This window comes from Dechloromonas hortensis (assembly GCF_009469765.1).
GTDB classification, from domain to species: domain Bacteria; phylum Pseudomonadota; class Gammaproteobacteria; order Burkholderiales; family Rhodocyclaceae; genus Azonexus; species Azonexus hortensis.
This window is the reverse complement of record NZ_SSSQ01000003.1, coordinates 251,581-268,601: the sequence shown is the minus strand read 5'-3', so window position 1 is coordinate 268,601 and position 17,021 is coordinate 251,581. Positions and strand designations below refer to the sequence as shown.

24 protein-coding genes are annotated in these 17,021 nt (G+C 60.4%); 12 read left to right on the top strand and 12 right to left on the bottom strand.

Going from position 1 to position 17,021, the window contains the following annotated elements; all coding sequences use genetic code 11:
- Positions 1–17 precede the first annotated feature (17 nt).
- On the bottom strand, positions 18–698 hold the full coding sequence (locus tag GH663_RS07705) for a substrate-binding periplasmic protein (protein ID WP_170291366.1): 681 nt from the start codon (positions 696–698) through the stop codon (positions 18–20).
- Positions 699–904: 206 nt separating this feature from the next.
- A complete protein-coding gene (locus GH663_RS07700) occupies positions 905–2,233 on the bottom strand; it encodes a malonyl-CoA decarboxylase (protein ID WP_153131055.1) in 1,329 nt (442 codons plus the stop codon).
- Between the two features lie 160 nt (positions 2,234–2,393).
- On the opposite strand from GH663_RS07700, the gene GH663_RS07695 reads away from it, so the two are divergent.
- A complete protein-coding gene (locus GH663_RS07695) occupies positions 2,394–2,675 on the top strand; it encodes a DUF6156 family protein (RefSeq protein ID WP_153131054.1) in 282 nt (93 codons plus the stop codon).
- Between the two features lie 43 nt (positions 2,676–2,718).
- Positions 2,719–2,937 (top strand): Nif11-like leader peptide family natural product precursor, encoded by a 219-nt coding sequence (locus GH663_RS07690; RefSeq protein WP_066883576.1) that lies wholly within the window; start codon positions 2,719–2,721, stop codon positions 2,935–2,937.
- Between the two features lie 101 nt (positions 2,938–3,038).
- On the opposite strand, the gene GH663_RS07685 is transcribed toward GH663_RS07690, so the two are convergent.
- Entirely contained in the window at positions 3,039–3,932 is an 894-nt protein-coding gene (locus GH663_RS07685; RefSeq protein ID WP_153131053.1) for a LysR substrate-binding domain-containing protein, read from the bottom strand.
- 99 nt (positions 3,933–4,031) lie between these two features.
- Here GH663_RS07685 and GH663_RS07680 point away from each other — a divergent pair, with 99 nt between their 5' ends.
- From GH663_RS07680 to GH663_RS07645, 8 genes are all read left to right on the top strand, one after another.
- Positions 4,032–4,430 (top strand): tautomerase family protein, encoded by a 399-nt coding sequence (locus GH663_RS07680; protein WP_153131052.1) that lies wholly within the window; start codon positions 4,032–4,034, stop codon positions 4,428–4,430.
- The gene (locus tag GH663_RS07675) at positions 4,427–5,311 is read left to right on the top strand and encodes a DMT family transporter (protein ID WP_153131051.1); all 885 of its coding nucleotides are present in this window, start codon (positions 4,427–4,429) and stop codon (positions 5,309–5,311) included. The genes GH663_RS07680 and GH663_RS07675 overlap by 4 nt, the downstream gene beginning before the upstream one ends.
- A 55-nt stretch (positions 5,312–5,366) precedes the next feature.
- Positions 5,367–5,717, top strand: a complete 351-nt coding sequence (gene arsC / locus GH663_RS07670; protein WP_153131050.1) for an arsenate reductase (glutaredoxin) — start codon at positions 5,367–5,369, stop codon at positions 5,715–5,717.
- A 247-nt stretch (positions 5,718–5,964) separates the two neighbouring features.
- On the top strand, positions 5,965–6,459 hold the full coding sequence (locus GH663_RS07665; RefSeq protein WP_153131049.1) for a VOC family protein: 495 nt from the start codon (positions 5,965–5,967) through the stop codon (positions 6,457–6,459).
- A gap of 54 nt (positions 6,460–6,513) precedes the next feature.
- Entirely contained in the window at positions 6,514–6,927 is a 414-nt protein-coding gene (locus GH663_RS07660; RefSeq protein ID WP_153131048.1) for a VOC family protein, read from the top strand.
- Positions 6,928–6,984: 57 nt separating this feature from the next.
- Positions 6,985–7,371 (top strand): VOC family protein, encoded by a 387-nt coding sequence (locus GH663_RS07655; RefSeq protein WP_246181523.1) that lies wholly within the window; start codon positions 6,985–6,987, stop codon positions 7,369–7,371.
- Between the two features lie 89 nt (positions 7,372–7,460).
- Positions 7,461–7,691, top strand: a complete 231-nt coding sequence (locus tag GH663_RS07650) for a DUF2789 domain-containing protein (RefSeq protein WP_153131046.1) — start codon at positions 7,461–7,463, stop codon at positions 7,689–7,691.
- An 80-nt stretch (positions 7,692–7,771) separates the two neighbouring features.
- Positions 7,772–8,032, top strand: a complete 261-nt coding sequence (locus GH663_RS07645; protein ID WP_153131045.1) for a DUF2164 domain-containing protein — start codon at positions 7,772–7,774, stop codon at positions 8,030–8,032.
- A gap of 69 nt (positions 8,033–8,101) precedes the next feature.
- On the opposite strand, the gene nudC is transcribed toward GH663_RS07645, so the two are convergent.
- From nudC to GH663_RS21065, 8 genes are all read right to left on the bottom strand, one after another.
- Positions 8,102–8,869 (bottom strand): NAD(+) diphosphatase, encoded by a 768-nt coding sequence (gene nudC, locus GH663_RS07640; protein WP_153131044.1) that lies wholly within the window; start codon positions 8,867–8,869, stop codon positions 8,102–8,104.
- A 29-nt stretch (positions 8,870–8,898) separates the two neighbouring features.
- Positions 8,899–10,110: an MFS transporter gene (locus GH663_RS07635; RefSeq protein ID WP_153131043.1), complete on the bottom strand. Its 1,212-nt coding sequence runs from the start codon at positions 10,108–10,110 to the stop codon at positions 8,899–8,901.
- Between the two features lie 186 nt (positions 10,111–10,296).
- Complete coding sequence (locus tag GH663_RS07630; RefSeq protein ID WP_153131042.1) at positions 10,297–10,677, bottom strand: hypothetical protein; 381 nt, start codon at positions 10,675–10,677, stop codon at positions 10,297–10,299.
- Between the two features lie 64 nt (positions 10,678–10,741).
- Positions 10,742–11,446 (bottom strand): nucleotidyl transferase AbiEii/AbiGii toxin family protein, encoded by a 705-nt coding sequence (locus GH663_RS07625; protein ID WP_153131041.1) that lies wholly within the window; start codon positions 11,444–11,446, stop codon positions 10,742–10,744.
- Positions 11,439–11,942, bottom strand: coding sequence for a helix-turn-helix domain-containing protein (locus GH663_RS07620; RefSeq protein ID WP_153131040.1), 504 nt, complete (start codon positions 11,940–11,942; stop codon positions 11,439–11,441). The genes GH663_RS07625 and GH663_RS07620 overlap by 8 nt, the downstream gene beginning before the upstream one ends.
- A 257-nt stretch (positions 11,943–12,199) precedes the next feature.
- On the bottom strand, positions 12,200–13,372 hold the full coding sequence (locus tag GH663_RS07615; RefSeq protein ID WP_153131039.1) for a hypothetical protein: 1,173 nt from the start codon (positions 13,370–13,372) through the stop codon (positions 12,200–12,202).
- Positions 13,373–13,471: 99 nt separating this feature from the next.
- On the bottom strand, positions 13,472–14,932 hold the full coding sequence (locus GH663_RS07610) for a DEAD/DEAH box helicase (RefSeq protein ID WP_211371087.1): 1,461 nt from the start codon (positions 14,930–14,932) through the stop codon (positions 13,472–13,474).
- A 1-nt stretch (position 14,933) separates the two neighbouring features.
- Positions 14,934–15,248, bottom strand: coding sequence for a nuclease-related domain-containing protein (locus GH663_RS21065; RefSeq protein ID WP_211371086.1), 315 nt, complete (start codon positions 15,246–15,248; stop codon positions 14,934–14,936).
- 400 nt (positions 15,249–15,648) lie between these two features.
- Between GH663_RS21065 and GH663_RS07605 the strand changes: the two genes are divergently transcribed.
- Entirely contained in the window at positions 15,649–15,882 is a 234-nt protein-coding gene (locus GH663_RS07605; RefSeq protein ID WP_153131038.1) for a hypothetical protein, read from the top strand.
- Positions 15,883–15,899: 17 nt separating this feature from the next.
- Positions 15,900–16,481, top strand: a complete 582-nt coding sequence (locus tag GH663_RS07600; RefSeq protein WP_153131037.1) for a nitroreductase family protein — start codon at positions 15,900–15,902, stop codon at positions 16,479–16,481.
- Positions 16,482–16,612: 131 nt separating this feature from the next.
- On the opposite strand, the gene GH663_RS07595 is transcribed toward GH663_RS07600, so the two are convergent.
- A complete protein-coding gene (locus tag GH663_RS07595) occupies positions 16,613–16,981 on the bottom strand; it encodes a hypothetical protein (RefSeq protein ID WP_153131036.1) in 369 nt (122 codons plus the stop codon).
- Between the last annotated feature and the right edge of the window lie 40 nt (positions 16,982–17,021).

Sequence of the window (17,021 nt, the reverse complement as noted above, 5' to 3'; positions counted from 1 at the left end):
AGCGCCGGCAGCCCGGCTCAATCGACGCGGAAGGGCAGGAACTGCGAATTGATGCGGTCGTAAGTGCCGTTCAGTTTGATCCGCTCCAGCGCCTTGTCGAGCACCGTCTTGAGCTCGGGACGCTTGGGCGAGATACCGAAAGAGGCATTGGTATCGAGTTCAGGTATCGTCAGCACACTCATTTCAAAGTCAAGTTGCAGAAATTTCGGGCTGCGCTGCATGTTCAAGCTGGTCATCAGCGGCACGATGCAAGCCTGCGTAATGCCAGCTCGCAATTGCTCGATGATTTCGAGATCGGTTTGCGCCCCGACAAAATCCCAGCCCTGTGACTTGATATAACGCTCCTGCGCCGAGCCCTTGAAGGTGGAGACGCGCACGCCCGGCTGCCCCGGCTTGACGCCGGGTTTCGCAAAAAGCAGGGTCAGCGAGCGGTAGACCGGCTTGCTGAAGACAATTCGCTGCCGCCTTTCAGGCGTATTGAGCAGGCCGATGGCGGCCACATCGAAGTGGCCGGCCGCCAGGTCGTCGATCAGATGTTCCAGGCGGCGGGTTTCGAATTCGCAGTGCATCGCTATTTCTGCGCACAGGGCCCGCATTACCGAAATGCTGAAGCCGGTTAGTTGACCATTCCCGTCGCGGTACCCCAACGGCGGCGAATCATCGAGAACCGCCACCTTGAGCGTCGGCGCCTCCGCCATGGCCAAAGCCCCTCCAAAAGTCAGGAGCAGAGCCAAGCAGACAGCCAGGAGACGCTGAAAAATCATTGTTTTTGGTATAAGTGATAAAAACTCAATCGACGACGCATTATCAACAATTACCCGGCAAACACAAGCGATACATTTTCATGAGCAGCAAACAAAAATTCGTTCACCTTTCCCATCCTGACACAGACGAGTAAAAACATTTACTTCTTCCGCGCCAGTCGCCGCACGCTGGCCGACATCGCTATATTGCCGCTACTGGCGAAGGCCTCCAGATTAGTCTCGATATCGTCGAGGCTGTACAGGTAATTGACCATCATACCGAACGATTGCCGGAACCCCTTGGCGGAACTGTCAGCCAGGAAATTGAGGCGCTCGACCCGTGCTCCGTTGCCGAGATGGAAGCGCGACACCGGATCGAACGGCGCCCCACTGTCGCCGCCGCCCTGCTTGGCACTGGACAGATAGGTCGCCGCCAGCCGGTTGAGCGGGCCATTCAAGGCCCGCGCCAGCTTGCGGTCGGCGGCCCAGGTGCCGGTGCTCAGTTCGTCGAGCGGCAAGGGGACCTCGGCCTCGTCGAGCGCCTGCGGATGCTTGCGCACCCAGGCGGCGAGGCCCGGCATCGGCGACAAGGTGGCGAAGTAGACCAGTTTCGGGAAGTCGCGCTTCAGGTCGTCGATCACCCGCTTGAGCAGGAAATTGCCGAAGGACACCCCGCGCAAGCCGACCTGGGTGTTTGAAATGGAATAGAAAATGGCGGTATCGGCCTTGCGGTGGTCGAAGACCGGCGCCTGCTCGTCGAGCAGGTCCTGCACGTTGCCGGCCAGATGGTCGGTCAGCGCCACCTCGACGAAGATCAACGGCTCGGCCGGCATGCGCGGGTGGAAAAAAGCGTAGAGCCGGCGGTCCGAGTCGAGCCGGTTCTTCAGGTCAGTCCACGAGCGGATCTCGTGCACCGCCTCGTATTCGATCAGCTTTTCGAGCAGCGCGGCCGGCGAGTTCCAGGTCAGGCGCTGCAGTTCGAGAAAGCCGACATCGAACCAGGCCGAGAGCCGGGATTCCAGCTCGCGGTCGAGCACCGCCAGTTCGCGGTCCTGCTCCAGATAGCGCAGCAGGTCGGCGCGCAGGTCGACCAGGAATTTGACGCCCTGTGGGATGGCGTTGAACTGGGTCAGGATGCGGATGCGCGACGAGCGCATGGCGCCGCGCAGCGCGGCCTCGGTCTTCCATTGCTCGGCCGTGCCGACTGCCTTCTGGTACGCGGCATGGGCCGTCGCCACCTTGTCCGGGTTCGGCCCGAACTCGAGCGCGATCAATCTCAGGAAACGATGCCGGCCTTCGTCGTTCAGGCTCAAATAAGTCTCGGCCAGCCGCGCCGCCCGCCCTCGGGCCGAGACTTCGCCGCCCTGCCCGTCGGCGCATTCACGCAACTGCACCCGCAAGGATTCCAAACCGCGGGCCGTCAGCGCCACGCGCTCGGCGCCCGAACCGATCATCGAGCGCAACTTGTCCACCAGACCTTTCGCAACCATGACACACCTCCTTGCAGCTATTTTGCCCCAAGCGGCGCGCGCTGTTTGGCCTCGTAATTGCTTACCACCCCGACGGGCCGGAAAAATGCCGCGCTTTTGTCGGAAAGACGACAGTGCGACCCCAGGTTTTCCGGCCAACCTTTCACCCTGCGAGAACATCATGCCGGAAAACACCACTGCCGCCCGTTACTTCACCAGCTACAGCGGCGCCAAGTTGCCCCTCAAGCTGGTCGGCGAACTGGCGGCGGACGACATGCGCAACCGCAACACCTACTTCCGCGGCAGCTTCGACGCGGCCGGGCAAATGCTCAGTTGCGAAAAAATCGTCTATGGCGAGGCGGAATTCCGCCACGACTACCGCTACCACCCGGATGGCCGTCTCGCCCAAGCCGTGATTGACGACGGCAGCGACGAGCCGGCCGTCATCGATTACCCCGCCTGAAGCCCTTCCCCGTTTTCACAACAACCGTACCCAGGAGAAACAGATGTCGATTGTCCCCATCAAGGCCTTTTCCGATAAAGCCAAAGCCGACCCGGCGCTCAAAGAGCAACTCCTCGCCTGCCAGAAGATCAAGGAACTGCGCGCCCTGGCCCAGGAGAACGGCTTCACCATCGAAGAAAATTCGCTCTACCCGCCCAACGAGCCGCAATTCACCGAAGACCAGCTGTCCGAGCGCCTGATCAAGGCCCTGCTCCGCGTTTAAGGCATTCACGGCTCGACGCAGGAAAACTGCCGGGGCAACCCGGCAGTTCAGTTTTTGCCTGTTTTGCCCGGTCGACCGCAGGAATGAGGCAAAACCGGCGATCAGCCCGCCATCCGGGACGCCTTGACCTCGGCGACCATCGCCACGAAACGCCGCGCCGCGGCCGTCACCGTGCCCGGCGCATATTCGGCCAGCAGACGGGCGGGCGGCAAGGCGGGCAGGCTACGCCCGTCGAACCGGGTCACATCGGCCATGCCGGCGGCCAGCAGGCTGCAGGGCAAGACAGTCAGACCGAGACCGCAGCGCACGGCATGACAAAGTCCCGTCGTGCTGCTGCCGGAATACTGCAACACCCACGGCCATTCGGCCTGGGCCAGCGCCACCGTCACGGCCAGCCGGAAAACACAGTTTTCGCCGAACAGGGCAAGCGGCATCACGCCGTCGAGCGTGACCGGACTGTCGCGATACGCCGCGCCGGCCATCCAGCGCAAGGGTTCCTGCCAAAGCACCTCGCTGCTGCCCGGCATCGCCTCGCCGCAGTGCTTGTAGAGCGCGACATCGAGCCCGCCGGCTGCCAGCGACTGGCGCACGGCGGCTGCGGTATCGGCCTGCACGAAGAGGCGCAGGCGCGGATAAAGCGACTGGAATTGCGGCATCACGGCCGGGAAGACGCTTTCCATCAGCTCCTCGGGCAGACCAATACGTAGCGTGCCGGGCGCCGCGTCCTGCGCCACCGTTGCGTATGCCTCGTCGTTCAGGCGCAGGATCTGCCGGGCGTAAGCCAGCAGGCTGGCGCCCTCGGCGGTGGGCCCATCGACCCGCCCCTGCACCCGACGCAGCAGCGTTTGCCCGACCGTCTGCTCCAGCCGCTTGATCTGCAGGCTGATCGCGGACTGGGTCCGCCCCAGTTGCTGGGCCGCCGCCGAAAAGCTGGCGCTATCGACGATGCAGGCCAGGGCACGGAGGGCTTCGATATCGAGATGGCGACGCGGCATAATATTGAATCCATATATTGAACTTATATTAATCAATTTTTTTAATTTAATCCTAGCCGCTAGAGTGCCCTTGAAGCAAGCCAACCCAAGGAGCACAGCATGCCTTTCATCCGCATCACCCTCGGCCGCGCCGCCAGCCCGGCGCAAAAACAGGCCATCGCCCGCCAGGCCACCGCCCTGATCGCCGATCTGCTGCACAAGCGGGCCGAAGTCACCGCCGTCCATGTCGTCAGCGCCCCGGCCGAGGCCTGGTGCATCGCCGGCGAAGCGGTCGCCGCCACCCTGACGCCGACGCACAGCGACATCTACATCACCGCCGGGACCAACACGGCGGCGGAAAAGGTGGCAATGATCGCCGCCCTGCATCGCCTGCTCGGCGACACGCTGGGCGCCGTGCCCGAGGCCAGCTACATCGTCATCCACGAAATTGCCGCCAGCGACTGGGGCTTCGCCGGGCTGACCCAGGCCGCCCGCCGGCCAGCGGCAAGCGTCTTATGAGCGCCGGCCGAATGCCGATGCCGCGCGACCACCGGCTGCTCGCCGTCGGCTTCGTCACCTTGTCGGGGGCCGGCTTTGTCGGCGCCCGGCTCGGCCTGCCGCATGCCGAACCGCTGACCTTCCTCAGCCTGCGCTTCGCACTGGCCGCCCTCCTTCTCGGCGGGCTGGCGCTGGCCTTTCGGACGCCCTGGCCGGGCCGGCCGCAAGCCATGCACATTGCCGGCGCCGGCTTACTGACGGTCGGCCTCTTTTCGGCCGGCGTTTTCTACAGCATTGCCGGCGGCGTAACACCGGCGGTCTCGGCGCTGATCATCGCGCTGCACCCGATCCTGATCGCCATTGCCGCTCCGCTGCTGCTCGGCGAACGGGTCTCGCCCCGGCAATGGGCCGGCCTGCTGCTCGGCCTGACCGGTGTCTTCATGGTCCTGCAGCACGGCCTGAGCAGCCAGCCGGGGCTCGGCTGGCCCCTGTTCTACAGTTTCATCGGGCTGCTCGGCATGTCGGCCGGCAATCTTTATCAGAAAGCGCGCTGCGCCGACATGCACCCGCTATCCGGCGGCACCATCCAGTGTGCGGCCTGTGCCCTGGCCTGCGCCGGCGGCGCCTTTCTCGGCGAAAGCGGCACGGTGCATTGGGCCGGCGAATTCGTCGTCGCCCTGCTCTGGATGGCGGTCGTCGTTTCGGTCGGCGCCGTCAGTATTCTGGTGATTTTGATCCGCCATGGTGAAGTCAGCCGGGTGGCCGGCCTCTTCTATCTGGTGCCGGTCTCGGCCGCCCTTACCGCCTACCTGCTGTTCGGGCAAGGCATCGCGCCGACGCAATGGCTGGGCATCGCCATCGCCGGTGGCGGCGTCGTTCTGGTCACTCGGCGACCGGCCTGAGGCGACGGACGATTGGTTACAATCGGCGATCACGTTTTTGCCGGAAGCCCTGCCGATGCCCACCACCTATTTCCACAATCCGCGCTGTTCGAAATCCCGCGCCGCCCTCGCCCTGCTTCAGGCCCGCGGGGTCGAGCCGCAACTCGTCGCCTACCTTGAGCAGCCGCCGACGATTGCCGAACTGGGCACCCTGCTCCGCCAGCTCGGCCTGAGCGACGCCCGCGCCCTGATGCGCCAAGGCGAAGCGGAATACAAGGAACTCGGCCTGGACAACCCGGCGCTGACCCAGGAAGCGCTGATCGCCGCGCTGGCCGCGCACCCGCGCCTGATCGAACGGCCGATCTTCATTCATGGCGAGCGCGCCGTCATCGGGCGCCCGCCGGAACGCGTGCTCGAACTGCTCTGATCCGAAACGACCCGGTTTTTGCCATTTTGACCGGGTCGACCGCAGCAATCGCCCGCCGGCAGGCAGGCGTGAGGAGTCGGAAACTCCAGGGGCCGGCTTGATGTCAAACAAGCCTTCCGCCGATACCTAGTGCGCAAAGCACGCAAACCGGGCTTCCGCGAAAAGAGTGGGCCAAGGTCACCAATCAACTTGCCGAACTTGTCGCCATCTTCTGAGATGCCCTGAGCATTCAACGCAGGAGAACGCCATGCACCTGCAAAAAATCACCCCCTGCCTGTGGTTCGACACCCAAGCCGAAGATGCCGCGCAATTCTATTGCGCCATTTTTCCAAATTCACAAATCCTGCAGATCAGCCGTTATGGCGAAGCGGGCTACGAAATTCACCGCAAGCGGGCCGGCAGCATCCTGACTGTCACCTTCGAGCTCGACGGGCAGGCGTTTACCGCCTTGAACGGCGGCCCGGAATTCAGGTTTAACCCGGCCATTTCCTTTCAGGTCGCTTGCGACAACCAGCCGGAACTGGACCGTTACTGGGACGCCCTGTCGGCCGACGGCGAAGAACAGGCGCAGCAATGCGGCTGGCTCCAGGACCGTTACGGCGTCTCGTGGCAAATCATCCCCACTGGCCTGCCGGCCATGATGTGCGATGCCGATTCGGGAAAGTCCGAGCGAGTCATGAACGCCTTGCTGCAAATGAAAAAGCTCGACATTGCCAAGCTGCAACAAGCTTTCGATGGCTAGGCAGAGCGCCGATCCGCGCTGAAGCAGCGCACCAAATTCGACAAAGGAGACATCATGCACATCCAGCCCTATCTGCACTTCGACGGTAATTGCGAAGAAGCGCTCACCTTCTACAGCCAGGCGCTCGGCGCCAAAATCGAAATGCTGATGCGTTACCGGGAAAGCCCCGAGCCGCCACCGCCCGGCATGGTCCCGCCGGGGATGGACGACAAGGTGATGCACGCCAGCTTCCGCATCGGCGACAGCGTCGTCATGGTCTCCGACAACTGCACCGGCAAGGGCGTCGGCTTCCAGGGGTTTCAGCTGTCGCTCGGAGTTGCCGACGCCGCCGAGGCCGAACGTTGCTTTACCGCGCTGGCGGACGGCGGGCAGATCACGATGCCGCTCGGCAAGACCTTCTTCGCCTCCAGCTTCGGCATGCTCGTCGACCGCTTCGGCGTCGCCTGGATGGTCATCGTCACGCCCTGATCGGGCGCGGCCGGCCTTTGCCGGTCATCGCCAATATCATTGATGAGGAGAAACGTCATGAGCCAAACATTACCCCCCCTCGGCCTCCAGTGCGTCAAGGTCATTGCACTTGCGGTCATCGACCCGCTACGGGCCGATCGCTTCTACCAGGAACAACTGGGTCTCGAACCAGCCTTTGAGGGGACGCAACAAATCGGCTGGCGACTCGACCAGATCATCCTGATGCTCAAGCCGGACTGGGCCATGCCGACTGACGAGCCGAACCCGCGCATCACGATCAGCGTCGAGAATGCACCGGCCACCCAGGCAGCGCTGCGCGCGCGCGACATCTTGATCGCCGACGAGGTCGCGCTGTACGACGGTCACTTCCTGATAGGCAGTTTTCTCGACAGCGAAGGCAACAAGCTCTGGTTCTGCTCGCCCGCCGATGCGTCAACTGCCTGAACCGGCTGCTGCCGCAGGCCAATGACAGCGGACGGAACTGTTCCCGCCAGCATCCCTCGAATGGAAGTCAGCCGCGCAAGGAGTTCGTCATGAATGCCAACCAGCACACTATGAGCAACCTGTTTGCCCAACTCGGCTTGCCCGCCGATCAGGCCGCCATCGAAGCCTTCATCGCCGCCCACCGCCCGCTGGACAGCGATATCGCGCTGTACCGCGCACCATTCTGGACGGCGGCGCAACGAGCTTTCCTCAAGGAAGAGATCATCGAAGATGCCGACTGGGCCGGCGTCATCGACGAACTGAACGGCCGCCTGAGTTAGCCCGCCGAAACAAGGGCGAGCATGGGCGCGCCCCGCCGGCAGCAGCTACACTGCTCGCCCGCTCACCGCCCCGCATACTCATGGCCATCGAAATTTCCAAGGAAGCACACAAAACGGCACTGGCCTCGATCCAGCGCTATTTCGCCGAGAACATGGACGATGAAATCGGCAACCTCGAAGCCGGGGCGCTGCTCGGCTTTTTCCTAAAGGAAATCGGCCCCGCCATTTACAACCAGGCGGTGGCCGATGCCCAGACCCGCATGCAGGCGCGGGTGATGGAACTGGACATCGAGATCCACGAAGAAGAGTTCCAATACTGGACGCAACGCAAACGCAAGTGAGCGTTGGTTTTTGGCTGTTTTCCGACGTCGACCGCAGCAATTGCGGTCGAGCGGAAATCCGCCTCTGAATTACCCCTGCCGGGCCGCTTCGATCAGCCGCCGCGAAATACTGACCGGGTCGGGCAGCAGCGGCAGCGCATCGAGCGGGAACCAGTCGGCCGCTTCGATTTCCTTCGGGTCCGGCGTGATCGTACCGCCGGCATAGTCGGCAAAAAAAGCGACCATCAGGGAGTTCGGAAACGGCCAGGGCTGGCTGTGGAAATAGCGCAGGTTGGTGATCTCGATGCCGACCTCTTCCCGCACCTCGCGGGCGGCGCACTCCTCCAGCGTTTCACCGGGCTCGACAAAGCCGGCCAGCGCACTGAAGACGCCCGGCTTGAAATGCGGGCTGCGCCCCAGCAACAACTTGTCGCCATCGCGCACCAGCACCATCACCGCCGGCGAAATCCGCGGATAGGCCAGCAATCCACAGGCCGGACATTGCATCGCCGTCTCGCCTGCTTTCATCGCCGTCGGCGTGCCGCACTTGCCGCAGAAACGATGGTTGTTTTGCCAGTCGAGCAACTGCGTCGCCCGCCCGGCCAGGGCGAAAGTTTCGGCCCCGGCCAGTTGGAAGATGGCGCGCAGCGGCGTTGCCTCGGCCCCCTCGATTTCCGGCAACTGCGCGACATCGGCCGCGTAGCAGGGAAAGCCGTGCAATTCGCCGATCTGCAGCGCGTGCTCGGGATGGCCGAAATCCGACGCAGGGCCGGACGGAAAAATGCGCTCGGGCGCACCGCCGGCCAAGGTCAGTAGACGGTGTTCGCAGCGCAGAATCCAGTAACTTGCGTTGTTCATCGAGGCTCCTGAAGCCGAAGGCGGCAAACCTAAAGATTACGCCCGTGCATGACGATGCGGGCGACAAACCAGATCGCCAGCATATTCGCCGCGACGGCGACATAGCCGACCAGCGGATAGCCGACGATCCGACCGCTGTCATCGAGCGAAGTCAGAAAACCGGCCAGCGTTGTCGCCAAGCCCATGGCCAGCGATTGCATCGTGCCGTTCAGCGACATGAAGGTGCCGCGCAGCTTGGGCTGGGCGGCCGAGGCGATGATCGCCATGGCCGGGATCATCCGCCCCGAGGTCAGCACGAAAAAGGCCGTGGTACAGATCAGCCAGGCCCACAACTGCAACGCTCCGGCGTGGGTCACCGCCAGCAAGGGCAGCACGGCGAGCAGCGCCACCCAACGATAAACCTCGACCTTGCCGTGCTTGTCGGCCCAATGCCCGATCAGCCGGGCGCTGATGAAGGTTGCGAAACCGCCGACCAGATAGACGATGGGAATGTCGAGTTGGGCGATGCCGACGTTATTCACCGCATAGACGGTGATGTAGGGAATCACCGTGAAGCCGGAAAAAATGATCAGCGCCGAAAACAGCAAGGCGCGCCGGTGGTTGCTGTCCCCCAGCACGCTGAAGGTGGCCGACAGCAGATGGGCGCGCTTCTCTTCGCCCAGATGGTGCCGCAACTCGGGCAGGAAACGCAGGCCGATGGCGAGAAAAACCACGCTCAGCGCGGCGATCAGAATGAACGGCGAGCGCCAGCCGAAATGATTGGCCAGCCACAGCGACAAGGGCACGCCGGCAATCGTCGACACCGAAAAGGCACTGGAAATGATGCCACTGGCGCGCGCCCGCCGGGAAAACGGAATGGCATCGCCGATCATGGTGTGAATCAGCGCCCCCATGATGCCGCCGAACACCCCGGCCAGTCCGCGCGCCAGCATCAGCATCGAATAACTCGGCGCCAGCCCGCAAGCCAGCGTCGCCAGCGCAAACAGGGCAAAACTGATCAGCAACAGGCGCTTGCGCTCGAACAGGTCGACAAAGGTCGCCGCCAGAATCCCCGACACCGCCGCGCTGAAACTGTAGGAGGCGACCAGCAAGCCGAACTCATGCGTCCCGATGCCAAAGGCCGACATCAGGATCGGCCCGAGCGGCATCATGATCATGAAATCCAGCACATGGCTGAACTGAATGCCGGCCAGCGTCAGCAGAAAGAAACGTTCGGCACGGGGATCAAGCGCGGTGGTCATGAATGGGGAAACGGAATCGTGGCAGAAGCGGGCGACAAGGATACGTGCTTCGGGCGCTGCCCGCTAACTTGGCGCGCATCGCCCGAAGCCTTCAATCAAGCCGCATGGGGGCCAGCCCGGTAGATGATTTTTGCCTGATTCCTGCGGTCGACCGCAGGAATCAGGCCTTTTCAGGCGGGCTGCCGATTAATTCGCGCCGCTCTTGGTCCCGAGATTGCCGCCCGAAGCGATGACCTGATCACGCAGCGCTTGCAGCGTTGCCTGGGCCTCATCGGCGGCTTCCTGCATCTCATCCTGAGTAAGCGGCCGAACCAAGCCCTCCAGTTCGATACGCAGAATGTTCGGACACTTCCCGACAACGCCGGCCAGAATGCTGTCGACCTTCTTCGCCCCCAGACCGAACAGCACTTTTTCCAGCACGAACAGACGAACGATGATGATGTCCTCTTCGCTCTGCGCCGTCGCCTGCACCGCTTCAATCTCCTTGCGCAGGTAGCCGCGAAACTTGAGCGGCGTCACTTCGACAGGCACCTGCAAAATGACAGAACGGTATTGGCCTTGGATCATGGTTGGGCTGCAAACTGAAAAACGGCGATTCTCGCAGAAGGGGGATGGCGGAGAAAGATCGGCCTCAATCCAGCACGCGCCGCAGCGCCCGGATTTTGCTCCACAGCGCGGCCTTGGGCAGATTCATCGCCATCAGTTGCATGCAGCGCTCCAGCCAGTCCGGACGATTTTGCAGACGCTCGATGGCGCGATCGAGATCGCGGGTAATTGACTCGCCGTAGGCCCCCTGAGTTTTGAGCACTGCCTTGCGCAACAAGGGCAACGAGGGGCTCATCATCGCCAGATCGATCACGTCACGGCTGAACACGGCGTCATCGCTCCACCGATCAGAATTTGCCAGCAACTTGCTGCTTGCCATGTCGAGCGGTGTCAGCGTCGAAATACCGCAAATCTGGTCTTTCCCGGTCGCCGCCTCTATTTCAATTCGGCCTTCAAGGACGATCTCAAACTTGATCGGCTGATCATCAGCCAAGAGCGTCGTGCGTATTCCGTACTGATCGGCGCGCACCTCCCGAGCCAGCCGAAAGTGCTCGCCATCCGGCCGCAACAATCCGCCAAAGCCCGCCTCGCAGGTCAATAACTGGCGCAAACTGCGATAACTGCTCAGGTCCGACACCAAAAAATCCATGTCGACCGATTCGCGATACTCGCCAAACCGCAACGCCATCGCCGTGCCGCCGCCAAACAGACAATTCGCCTCACGCAGCAAATCACCATCCAGCGCCAACAACACCCGAGCAATCCGGCGATGATGCGGGCGCTCAAACATTGCTGGCTCCGGGCGTATCAGAGCCGCCGAAAGCCAAGCGCAAGGCATCAATCAAATTTCGTTCGCGTGGCAGCAACGCCGCCTCATCGAGATGCCGCCAGTTCCGCTCATATATTCCCAGCGCCTCGCGCGGCGTCAATTCATCCGCCCCCTGAAGCTGCCACGCCAGTTGCTTCAACTGCGGGAAATCGGCCAGACGGACTCGCGCCGGCAACCAGCCAGCCTTGTCATCCGATGTATTTCCCGACGCCGCATCGCCCAGCGCAGTCGCCGAAAAACTCATCCCCAGCGCCGCCAGCACATTCAGGTAAGCCCCCATCGTTACGGAAGGCTCGCCCTGCTCAATGCGATGCACGCTCACCCGCGACATCCCCGCCGCCTCCGCCAGCGCCGTCGCACTCACCCGCAAGGCCTTGCGCTGGGCACGAATACGGGTGCCGAGAGCGGCAAGCTGCTCGGTAACGACAGAGGGGTTTGCAGGGGCTTTGGCTGGCATAGTGTTTCTCATATTAGGCAAACATTGCTTATTGTCAATATTGAGAATCATATTTGTAAAATGTGTCGACAAAGGAAAGCCGCAATACTACGAAGCTGGCCTCTTCGATGCGGAAACCCTTTGCAGACGATGGTGGGGCGGATTAGCCGACCGAGACCGGTTTTCCGAACCTTCCGCGGTCAACTGGAAAAAACGGCGAAGTCTCAAACGACAGAAACAACAATAGGGGTCTGACCCCTATTGCTCCATTTGGCTGATTAGCTTGGCCTTCCCGGATAGTTCAGCCTTGGAAAAGTATTCTTTTCCATTGCCACCGTCCATATTTGATAAAGCGCCCCCAGAAACTTATCTTCGCTATTGCAACAAAACGTCATTCTCGCCAACTCTGGATAGTCAAAAAAGAATGCTGGAATATTGGACTCGCTGACAACATTAAAGGCAATTTGATCGTATTCATTAAACGTGTCATTGAACAACTCCTTGACAATCATTATGCCTATCACTTGCCGATCACCAATTTTAACCTCTACCACTACATCTCCATCCACGAATCGCAGAACCTTGTTCCGCTCAGCAAAGGTCACGGCTCCTTTAAGTTGAGTTGCGGCCTCCTTCAATTGAGCTACCGACTTTGACCTTTTGCGCTTTACCGTGCTTCTCAATATCCGTTCGACGTTCGGGCTATCCTTTGCCTGAATAAGTAGAACCGCTTCATCACCCGAGACCAGAATATCTACAAATTCTTTTCCATCCGATTCCTTGATCGGGTTCAAATAAATCTGCTCGTTTTTGAACACCCGCTGGAACAAAAATACAATATCCAACTCTTGATATTGGCCGGGCTCCTCTCTCTCAAGAGATGTCGTTGAAAAGGATTTAGAACCAAGGAATGAATGCTTTTCAATCCCTAAATCCATGATGATAAAATCGTCCCGAAGCAGCGATTCATCCAAGTTAATTCTCACCGCGTCACAATCATCCTGCGCAGTACGTAACGAAAACCACTCCTCTGCACGGTCCAATATCTCGTGCACGGCATCTCCTCTAAGCAGCGTAGCTGCCTTAAGCTTCGCCAGTAGAAAATGCACGTCACCACAGGCCTGATAACTTAATAGTTCTCGGTTATGTTCATCGAAAAAGAAAATGCCAAAATTATTATTGGCAAAAAGGCTTAACATCCCTTGAGTAAAATCATCATCCGCTAGCAACGGAGTCCTAATGGTCAGTGGCTCGTCATCATTGTCATAAAAAGCTGTTACGAGAGCCACAGAAGTGGAGCCGTTAAACTGAACCGGTGCGACGTAGATATCAAATCCTTTATTAACCTTTGCGGTCAGAATTGCTTCTTTGGAAGTCTTAACAATTAGGCTCCATTTGCCTTTGATTTTTACAGGCCAAAGTCCCACCCCTACAGATTCAACATGGGGCATGATTTGAGGATAAGAAAGCGTTAGGTACATATCTAGCAACCGATTAGGAATTTACAGGCGGGCACCAAGTACCCGCAAAGGGGACAGCTCAATTCATCCTCACCCAACCACCACCAACTCCCGCGTCGCCCTTGTCATCGCCACATACAACAACCGCGCCTCCTCATCCTTCCGCCCCTCATCCGCTTCCACCCTACCCGCCCCCGGTATCGCCACCAGCGGGAACTCCAACCCCTTGCAGCTATGCATGGTCAGGAACTTCACGGTGTCCTCTTTTTCGGCGAAGGTGATGTCGTCCTGGTAGGTGACCGGGATGCCAGCCTTGCGTAGCGTCGCCAGCACCGGTTTGCCGATGCGCGGGTAGTCGCGGTAGATCACCGCCATATCGCTCCACGGGGTGCCGGTTTTATGGGCTTCCTTGAGATGCTTGGCGATGTAGTCAGCTTCGTCTTGAATACTCGGCAGCTTGATCAGCAGCGGTTTGGGGCCGTGGCGGCCGGCGCTGATCGGGGCGACAAGCGGTACGCCGTCTTCGTCCGAGGCGCTGGGCTTGAGTAGTTCGCTGGCAATGCCGCTGGCCAGTTCGAGCACTTCCTGCGTGTTGCGGTAATTGACCTTGAGGATGGTGGTACGGCCCTGCGCCTGAATGCCAAGGCTCTTGAAGCTGAGCTTGCCGCGCTTGTCGCGGCCGTAGATCGATTGGGCATCGTCGTAAAGCACGAGCAGCGAGTTGGTGCTCGGGTTGACCATCTGGGCAACGAGTTTGAGCCATTCGGGCTGGAAGTCGTGGCCTTCGTCGATCAGCACGGCGTCGTACTGGCCGGCCGGGATGATGTTGGCGTCTACGGCGCGAATGATGCGGTCGACCAGTTCCGAGGCGTAAAAATCGTTGTCTTTGCCATTTTCCGGCAGGCCGGCGTTGTAGGCGACGAGTTGTGCCCGGCACCACTGGTGAAAGCTGTGCACCAAGACCTTGTCGGCCAGCCCCTTGGCCGCCATGCTGCGCGCCAGCCGTTTGGCCAGGGTGCGGTTGTAGCAAAGAACGAGGATCGGCCGGGCGCAGACCTTGGCCAGATGTTCAGCCCGGTAGCCGAGGATCAGCGTCTTGCCGCTACCGGCGACACCGTGGATCACACGGTGGCCTTCGCCAAGACTGCGAGCGAGTTGCTCCTGCTGAATATCCATGACGCGGACGATGTCGGGAATCTCGGGTTCGCTTTCTTCGAACAAGCCGCCTTGTGCTGGCGCTGCAATGCGGATTTCCGGGAAGAGGTGCCAGCGGATGCGGTCGATCTGTGGCAACGAGAGCGGGACACTGCGTGCAAAAGGCAGCATGCCCCAGAGGCGCTCCTGGAGCGCTTCGGCATCGACCGCTTCGGTCATTTCATCCTGGCAGATGACACGATGGACTTCGAGCACTTCTCCGAGGTTGGTGCTCTCGAACTGCTTGCGGGTGATATTGGCCAGCACGACGCCGTAACCCCAGGGGAACAGCAAGGTGCCTTGCATCCTGCCGCTGTTGATGGTCAGTTGCGGATCGCGCTTGAGGAGATCGACCACTTCATGCGCGTATTGCCGGGATTGTTCGAGCGGGTTGACCTGGCGTTTTGAGGCCGTTGCCGGTCAGCAGGCTGACGCTTTGCCGGTCGATTTCCTGAATGGTGTCGAGGCGCCAATCCTTGACCTCCAGGACCAGCAGGCCACGACGCGGATTGAAGACAACGAAGTCGGGATGCACATTGCGCGGGCCGAGCGGTACGTCGTACCAGAGCAGCCAGTCGTCTTCGAGCTTGTTTTCTAGGCGCTGGGCCAGCCGCCGTTCACCGCCGGTCATGCGTGAAACGCAGGTACCGATGGCCGGAATCAATGAAGCCACGACTCTCCCCTTTTTTTTTATGACTTTATCGTTGATCGATTATGCCATGTGCAGCAATGCACCGGTGCGCACGCTCCGCGGTGGGACAAGGCTCCCGGCGTTTCATGGCGATGCTTGCAACTGATCGTCTGCGTGCCTGTCCGGTATCACTGCAGCAGAAAACCGGTAGCGCCTGCCAGCTCGAAAATAATCAAATACCGGTATTTTTTTACCCCTGACTGTCCGTCAAGATTTCAGAGGTCGATGCCTGACACATATTCAACCAACAAGCAGGCAAAGACAGTTCCATATCGCATCGAGGTGCATCCGGTTTGACGGTTTTGCCGTCGGCTGGCTGCGACGCGGAGACATTCGATAGAAAGCGAGGAATCTTGTGCTGAGACAACACAAGCATGTAGATATGCACGTTCCACAGGTCGGGCATGATGCTGACTGGCAAGCGGTTGCCCGTGCCCATTCATCAAACCTTCAGTCGACCGGTGAAAAAATCGCCGGGCCACAACATGCGGACGAGGCAGCGATCTCGGGCCGACATTCGACAATCCAGCATCTGGCAAGCGAAACGGCCCGCCTGCAACGCCGTTTGGCCGAGCTTTATCCGGCCCTGGCGCGAAGTCAGCAGTCGTATGGCTGAGTGGCCGACTGCCGGCGATGGCCCATCTACTTGCCCCCTTGAATACGCTTGAGGCAATCAACCAGCGTCGTTCGGTGCGGGCGTTTTGCAGAAAAGGCATCTCGCGGGAAACTGTCCGCCAGTTGCTGGCCGCTGCGGTGCGCGCACCGACGGCGATGCATCAGGAGCCTTGGGCTTTCGCCGTCATTCAAGACCGCCAGTTGTTAAAAAGCATCTCGGACCGGGCAAAACCAGTCGCCCTGGCCGAGATGCAGCGCGCCGATTGCGATGCCGAGGTGCTGAGTTTGTTTGCCCACCCCAATTTCAACATTTTCTACAATGCCGGGACTTTGATCCTGATCTGCGGCCAGGCCGCGAACCCGATGGCGGTTGCCGATTGCTGGCTGGCAGCGGAAAACCTGATGCTGGCGGCCTGTGCGATGAGCCTGGGCAGTTGCGTCATCGGCTCGGCGAGCAAGACGCTGAACACGCCGCCAATCAAGGCGGAACTTGGCATCCCGGACGACATGCAGGTGCTGGCGCCGATCATTGTTGGCGTACCCGATGTGGCGGGCAAACCGTCACCAAGAAAAGAACCACGGATTCTTTGCTGGAAATAAGCCTGGCTCGACCGCATTGGCGGTGGGAGCGGCAAGCCGGAGCTTGCCAAATCGGATCGGAAACGCTGCCGATCCTGAGCGGCCGGCGCTGATCGGCGGATACGCCGTCAGCGTCGACCGCTATCGCGACCTTAGCTGGCGCTGGAAATCTGGGTGCTTTCCATCATGCCCTTGATGAAGTGACGGTTCATCTCGGGTACTTTGTTCTTCATCAGGTCGATCACGGTGTTCTGGTAGTTGAGGCCATTGGTCAGGTAACCGGTCGCCCCTTCCGAGGTAACGCGAATGGTGTTTTCAACGATTTTTGGCAGCTTGTTCATGATGGCCGCCGGTTCGCCGGACTTGATGATCTCGCGATAGCCTGAGGTGGTGCTGGTGTAGACCTTCTCGGCAATGTCCAGTTGCGACTGGAGCAGTTGCGCGGTGCATTCCATCATTTGCTGAGCATACTCCATGGCGCTTTGGGCGCTGGGAAGAAACGGGCCGGCTTTTTTGATCATGGGAACTCCCTTATTGAATGACGATTTAAGCAGTGCGGCC

What these genes read in the sequence shown, in the direction of transcription:
- GH663_RS07705 (WP_170291366.1), bottom strand. Translation starts at nt 698, where the DNA reads ATGGCGGAGGCGCCGACGCTCAAGGTGGCGGTTCTCGATGATTCGCCG.
- GH663_RS07700 (WP_153131055.1), bottom strand. Translation starts at nt 2,233, where the DNA reads ATGGTTGCGAAAGGTCTGGTGGACAAGTTGCGCTCGATGATCGGTTCG.
- GH663_RS07695 (WP_153131054.1), top strand. Translation starts at nt 2,394, where the DNA reads ATGCCGGAAAACACCACTGCCGCCCGTTACTTCACCAGCTACAGCGGC.
- GH663_RS07690 (WP_066883576.1), top strand. Translation starts at nt 2,719, where the DNA reads ATGTCGATTGTCCCCATCAAGGCCTTTTCCGATAAAGCCAAAGCCGAC.
- GH663_RS07685 (WP_153131053.1), bottom strand. Translation starts at nt 3,932, where the DNA reads ATGCCGCGTCGCCATCTCGATATCGAAGCCCTCCGTGCCCTGGCCTGC.
- GH663_RS07680 (WP_153131052.1), top strand. Translation starts at nt 4,032, where the DNA reads ATGCCTTTCATCCGCATCACCCTCGGCCGCGCCGCCAGCCCGGCGCAA.
- GH663_RS07675 (WP_153131051.1), top strand. Translation starts at nt 4,427, where the DNA reads ATGAGCGCCGGCCGAATGCCGATGCCGCGCGACCACCGGCTGCTCGCC.
- arsC (WP_153131050.1), top strand. Translation starts at nt 5,367, where the DNA reads ATGCCCACCACCTATTTCCACAATCCGCGCTGTTCGAAATCCCGCGCC.
- GH663_RS07665 (WP_153131049.1), top strand. Translation starts at nt 5,965, where the DNA reads ATGCACCTGCAAAAAATCACCCCCTGCCTGTGGTTCGACACCCAAGCC.
- GH663_RS07660 (WP_153131048.1), top strand. Translation starts at nt 6,514, where the DNA reads ATGCACATCCAGCCCTATCTGCACTTCGACGGTAATTGCGAAGAAGCG.
- GH663_RS07655 (WP_246181523.1), top strand. Translation starts at nt 6,985, where the DNA reads ATGAGCCAAACATTACCCCCCCTCGGCCTCCAGTGCGTCAAGGTCATT.
- GH663_RS07650 (WP_153131046.1), top strand. Translation starts at nt 7,461, where the DNA reads ATGAATGCCAACCAGCACACTATGAGCAACCTGTTTGCCCAACTCGGC.
- GH663_RS07645 (WP_153131045.1), top strand. Translation starts at nt 7,772, where the DNA reads ATGGCCATCGAAATTTCCAAGGAAGCACACAAAACGGCACTGGCCTCG.
- nudC (WP_153131044.1), bottom strand. Translation starts at nt 8,869, where the DNA reads ATGAACAACGCAAGTTACTGGATTCTGCGCTGCGAACACCGTCTACTG.
- GH663_RS07635 (WP_153131043.1), bottom strand. Translation starts at nt 10,110, where the DNA reads ATGACCACCGCGCTTGATCCCCGTGCCGAACGTTTCTTTCTGCTGACG.
- GH663_RS07630 (WP_153131042.1), bottom strand. Translation starts at nt 10,677, where the DNA reads ATGATCCAAGGCCAATACCGTTCTGTCATTTTGCAGGTGCCTGTCGAA.
- GH663_RS07625 (WP_153131041.1), bottom strand. Translation starts at nt 11,446, where the DNA reads ATGTTTGAGCGCCCGCATCATCGCCGGATTGCTCGGGTGTTGTTGGCG.
- GH663_RS07620 (WP_153131040.1), bottom strand. Translation starts at nt 11,942, where the DNA reads ATGCCAGCCAAAGCCCCTGCAAACCCCTCTGTCGTTACCGAGCAGCTT.
- GH663_RS07615 (WP_153131039.1), bottom strand. Translation starts at nt 13,372, where the DNA reads ATGCCCCATGTTGAATCTGTAGGGGTGGGACTTTGGCCTGTAAAAATC.
- GH663_RS07605 (WP_153131038.1), top strand. Translation starts at nt 15,649, where the DNA reads ATGCACGTTCCACAGGTCGGGCATGATGCTGACTGGCAAGCGGTTGCC.
- GH663_RS07600 (WP_153131037.1), top strand. Translation starts at nt 15,900, where the DNA reads ATGGCCCATCTACTTGCCCCCTTGAATACGCTTGAGGCAATCAACCAG.
- GH663_RS07595 (WP_153131036.1), bottom strand. Translation starts at nt 16,981, where the DNA reads ATGATCAAAAAAGCCGGCCCGTTTCTTCCCAGCGCCCAAAGCGCCATG.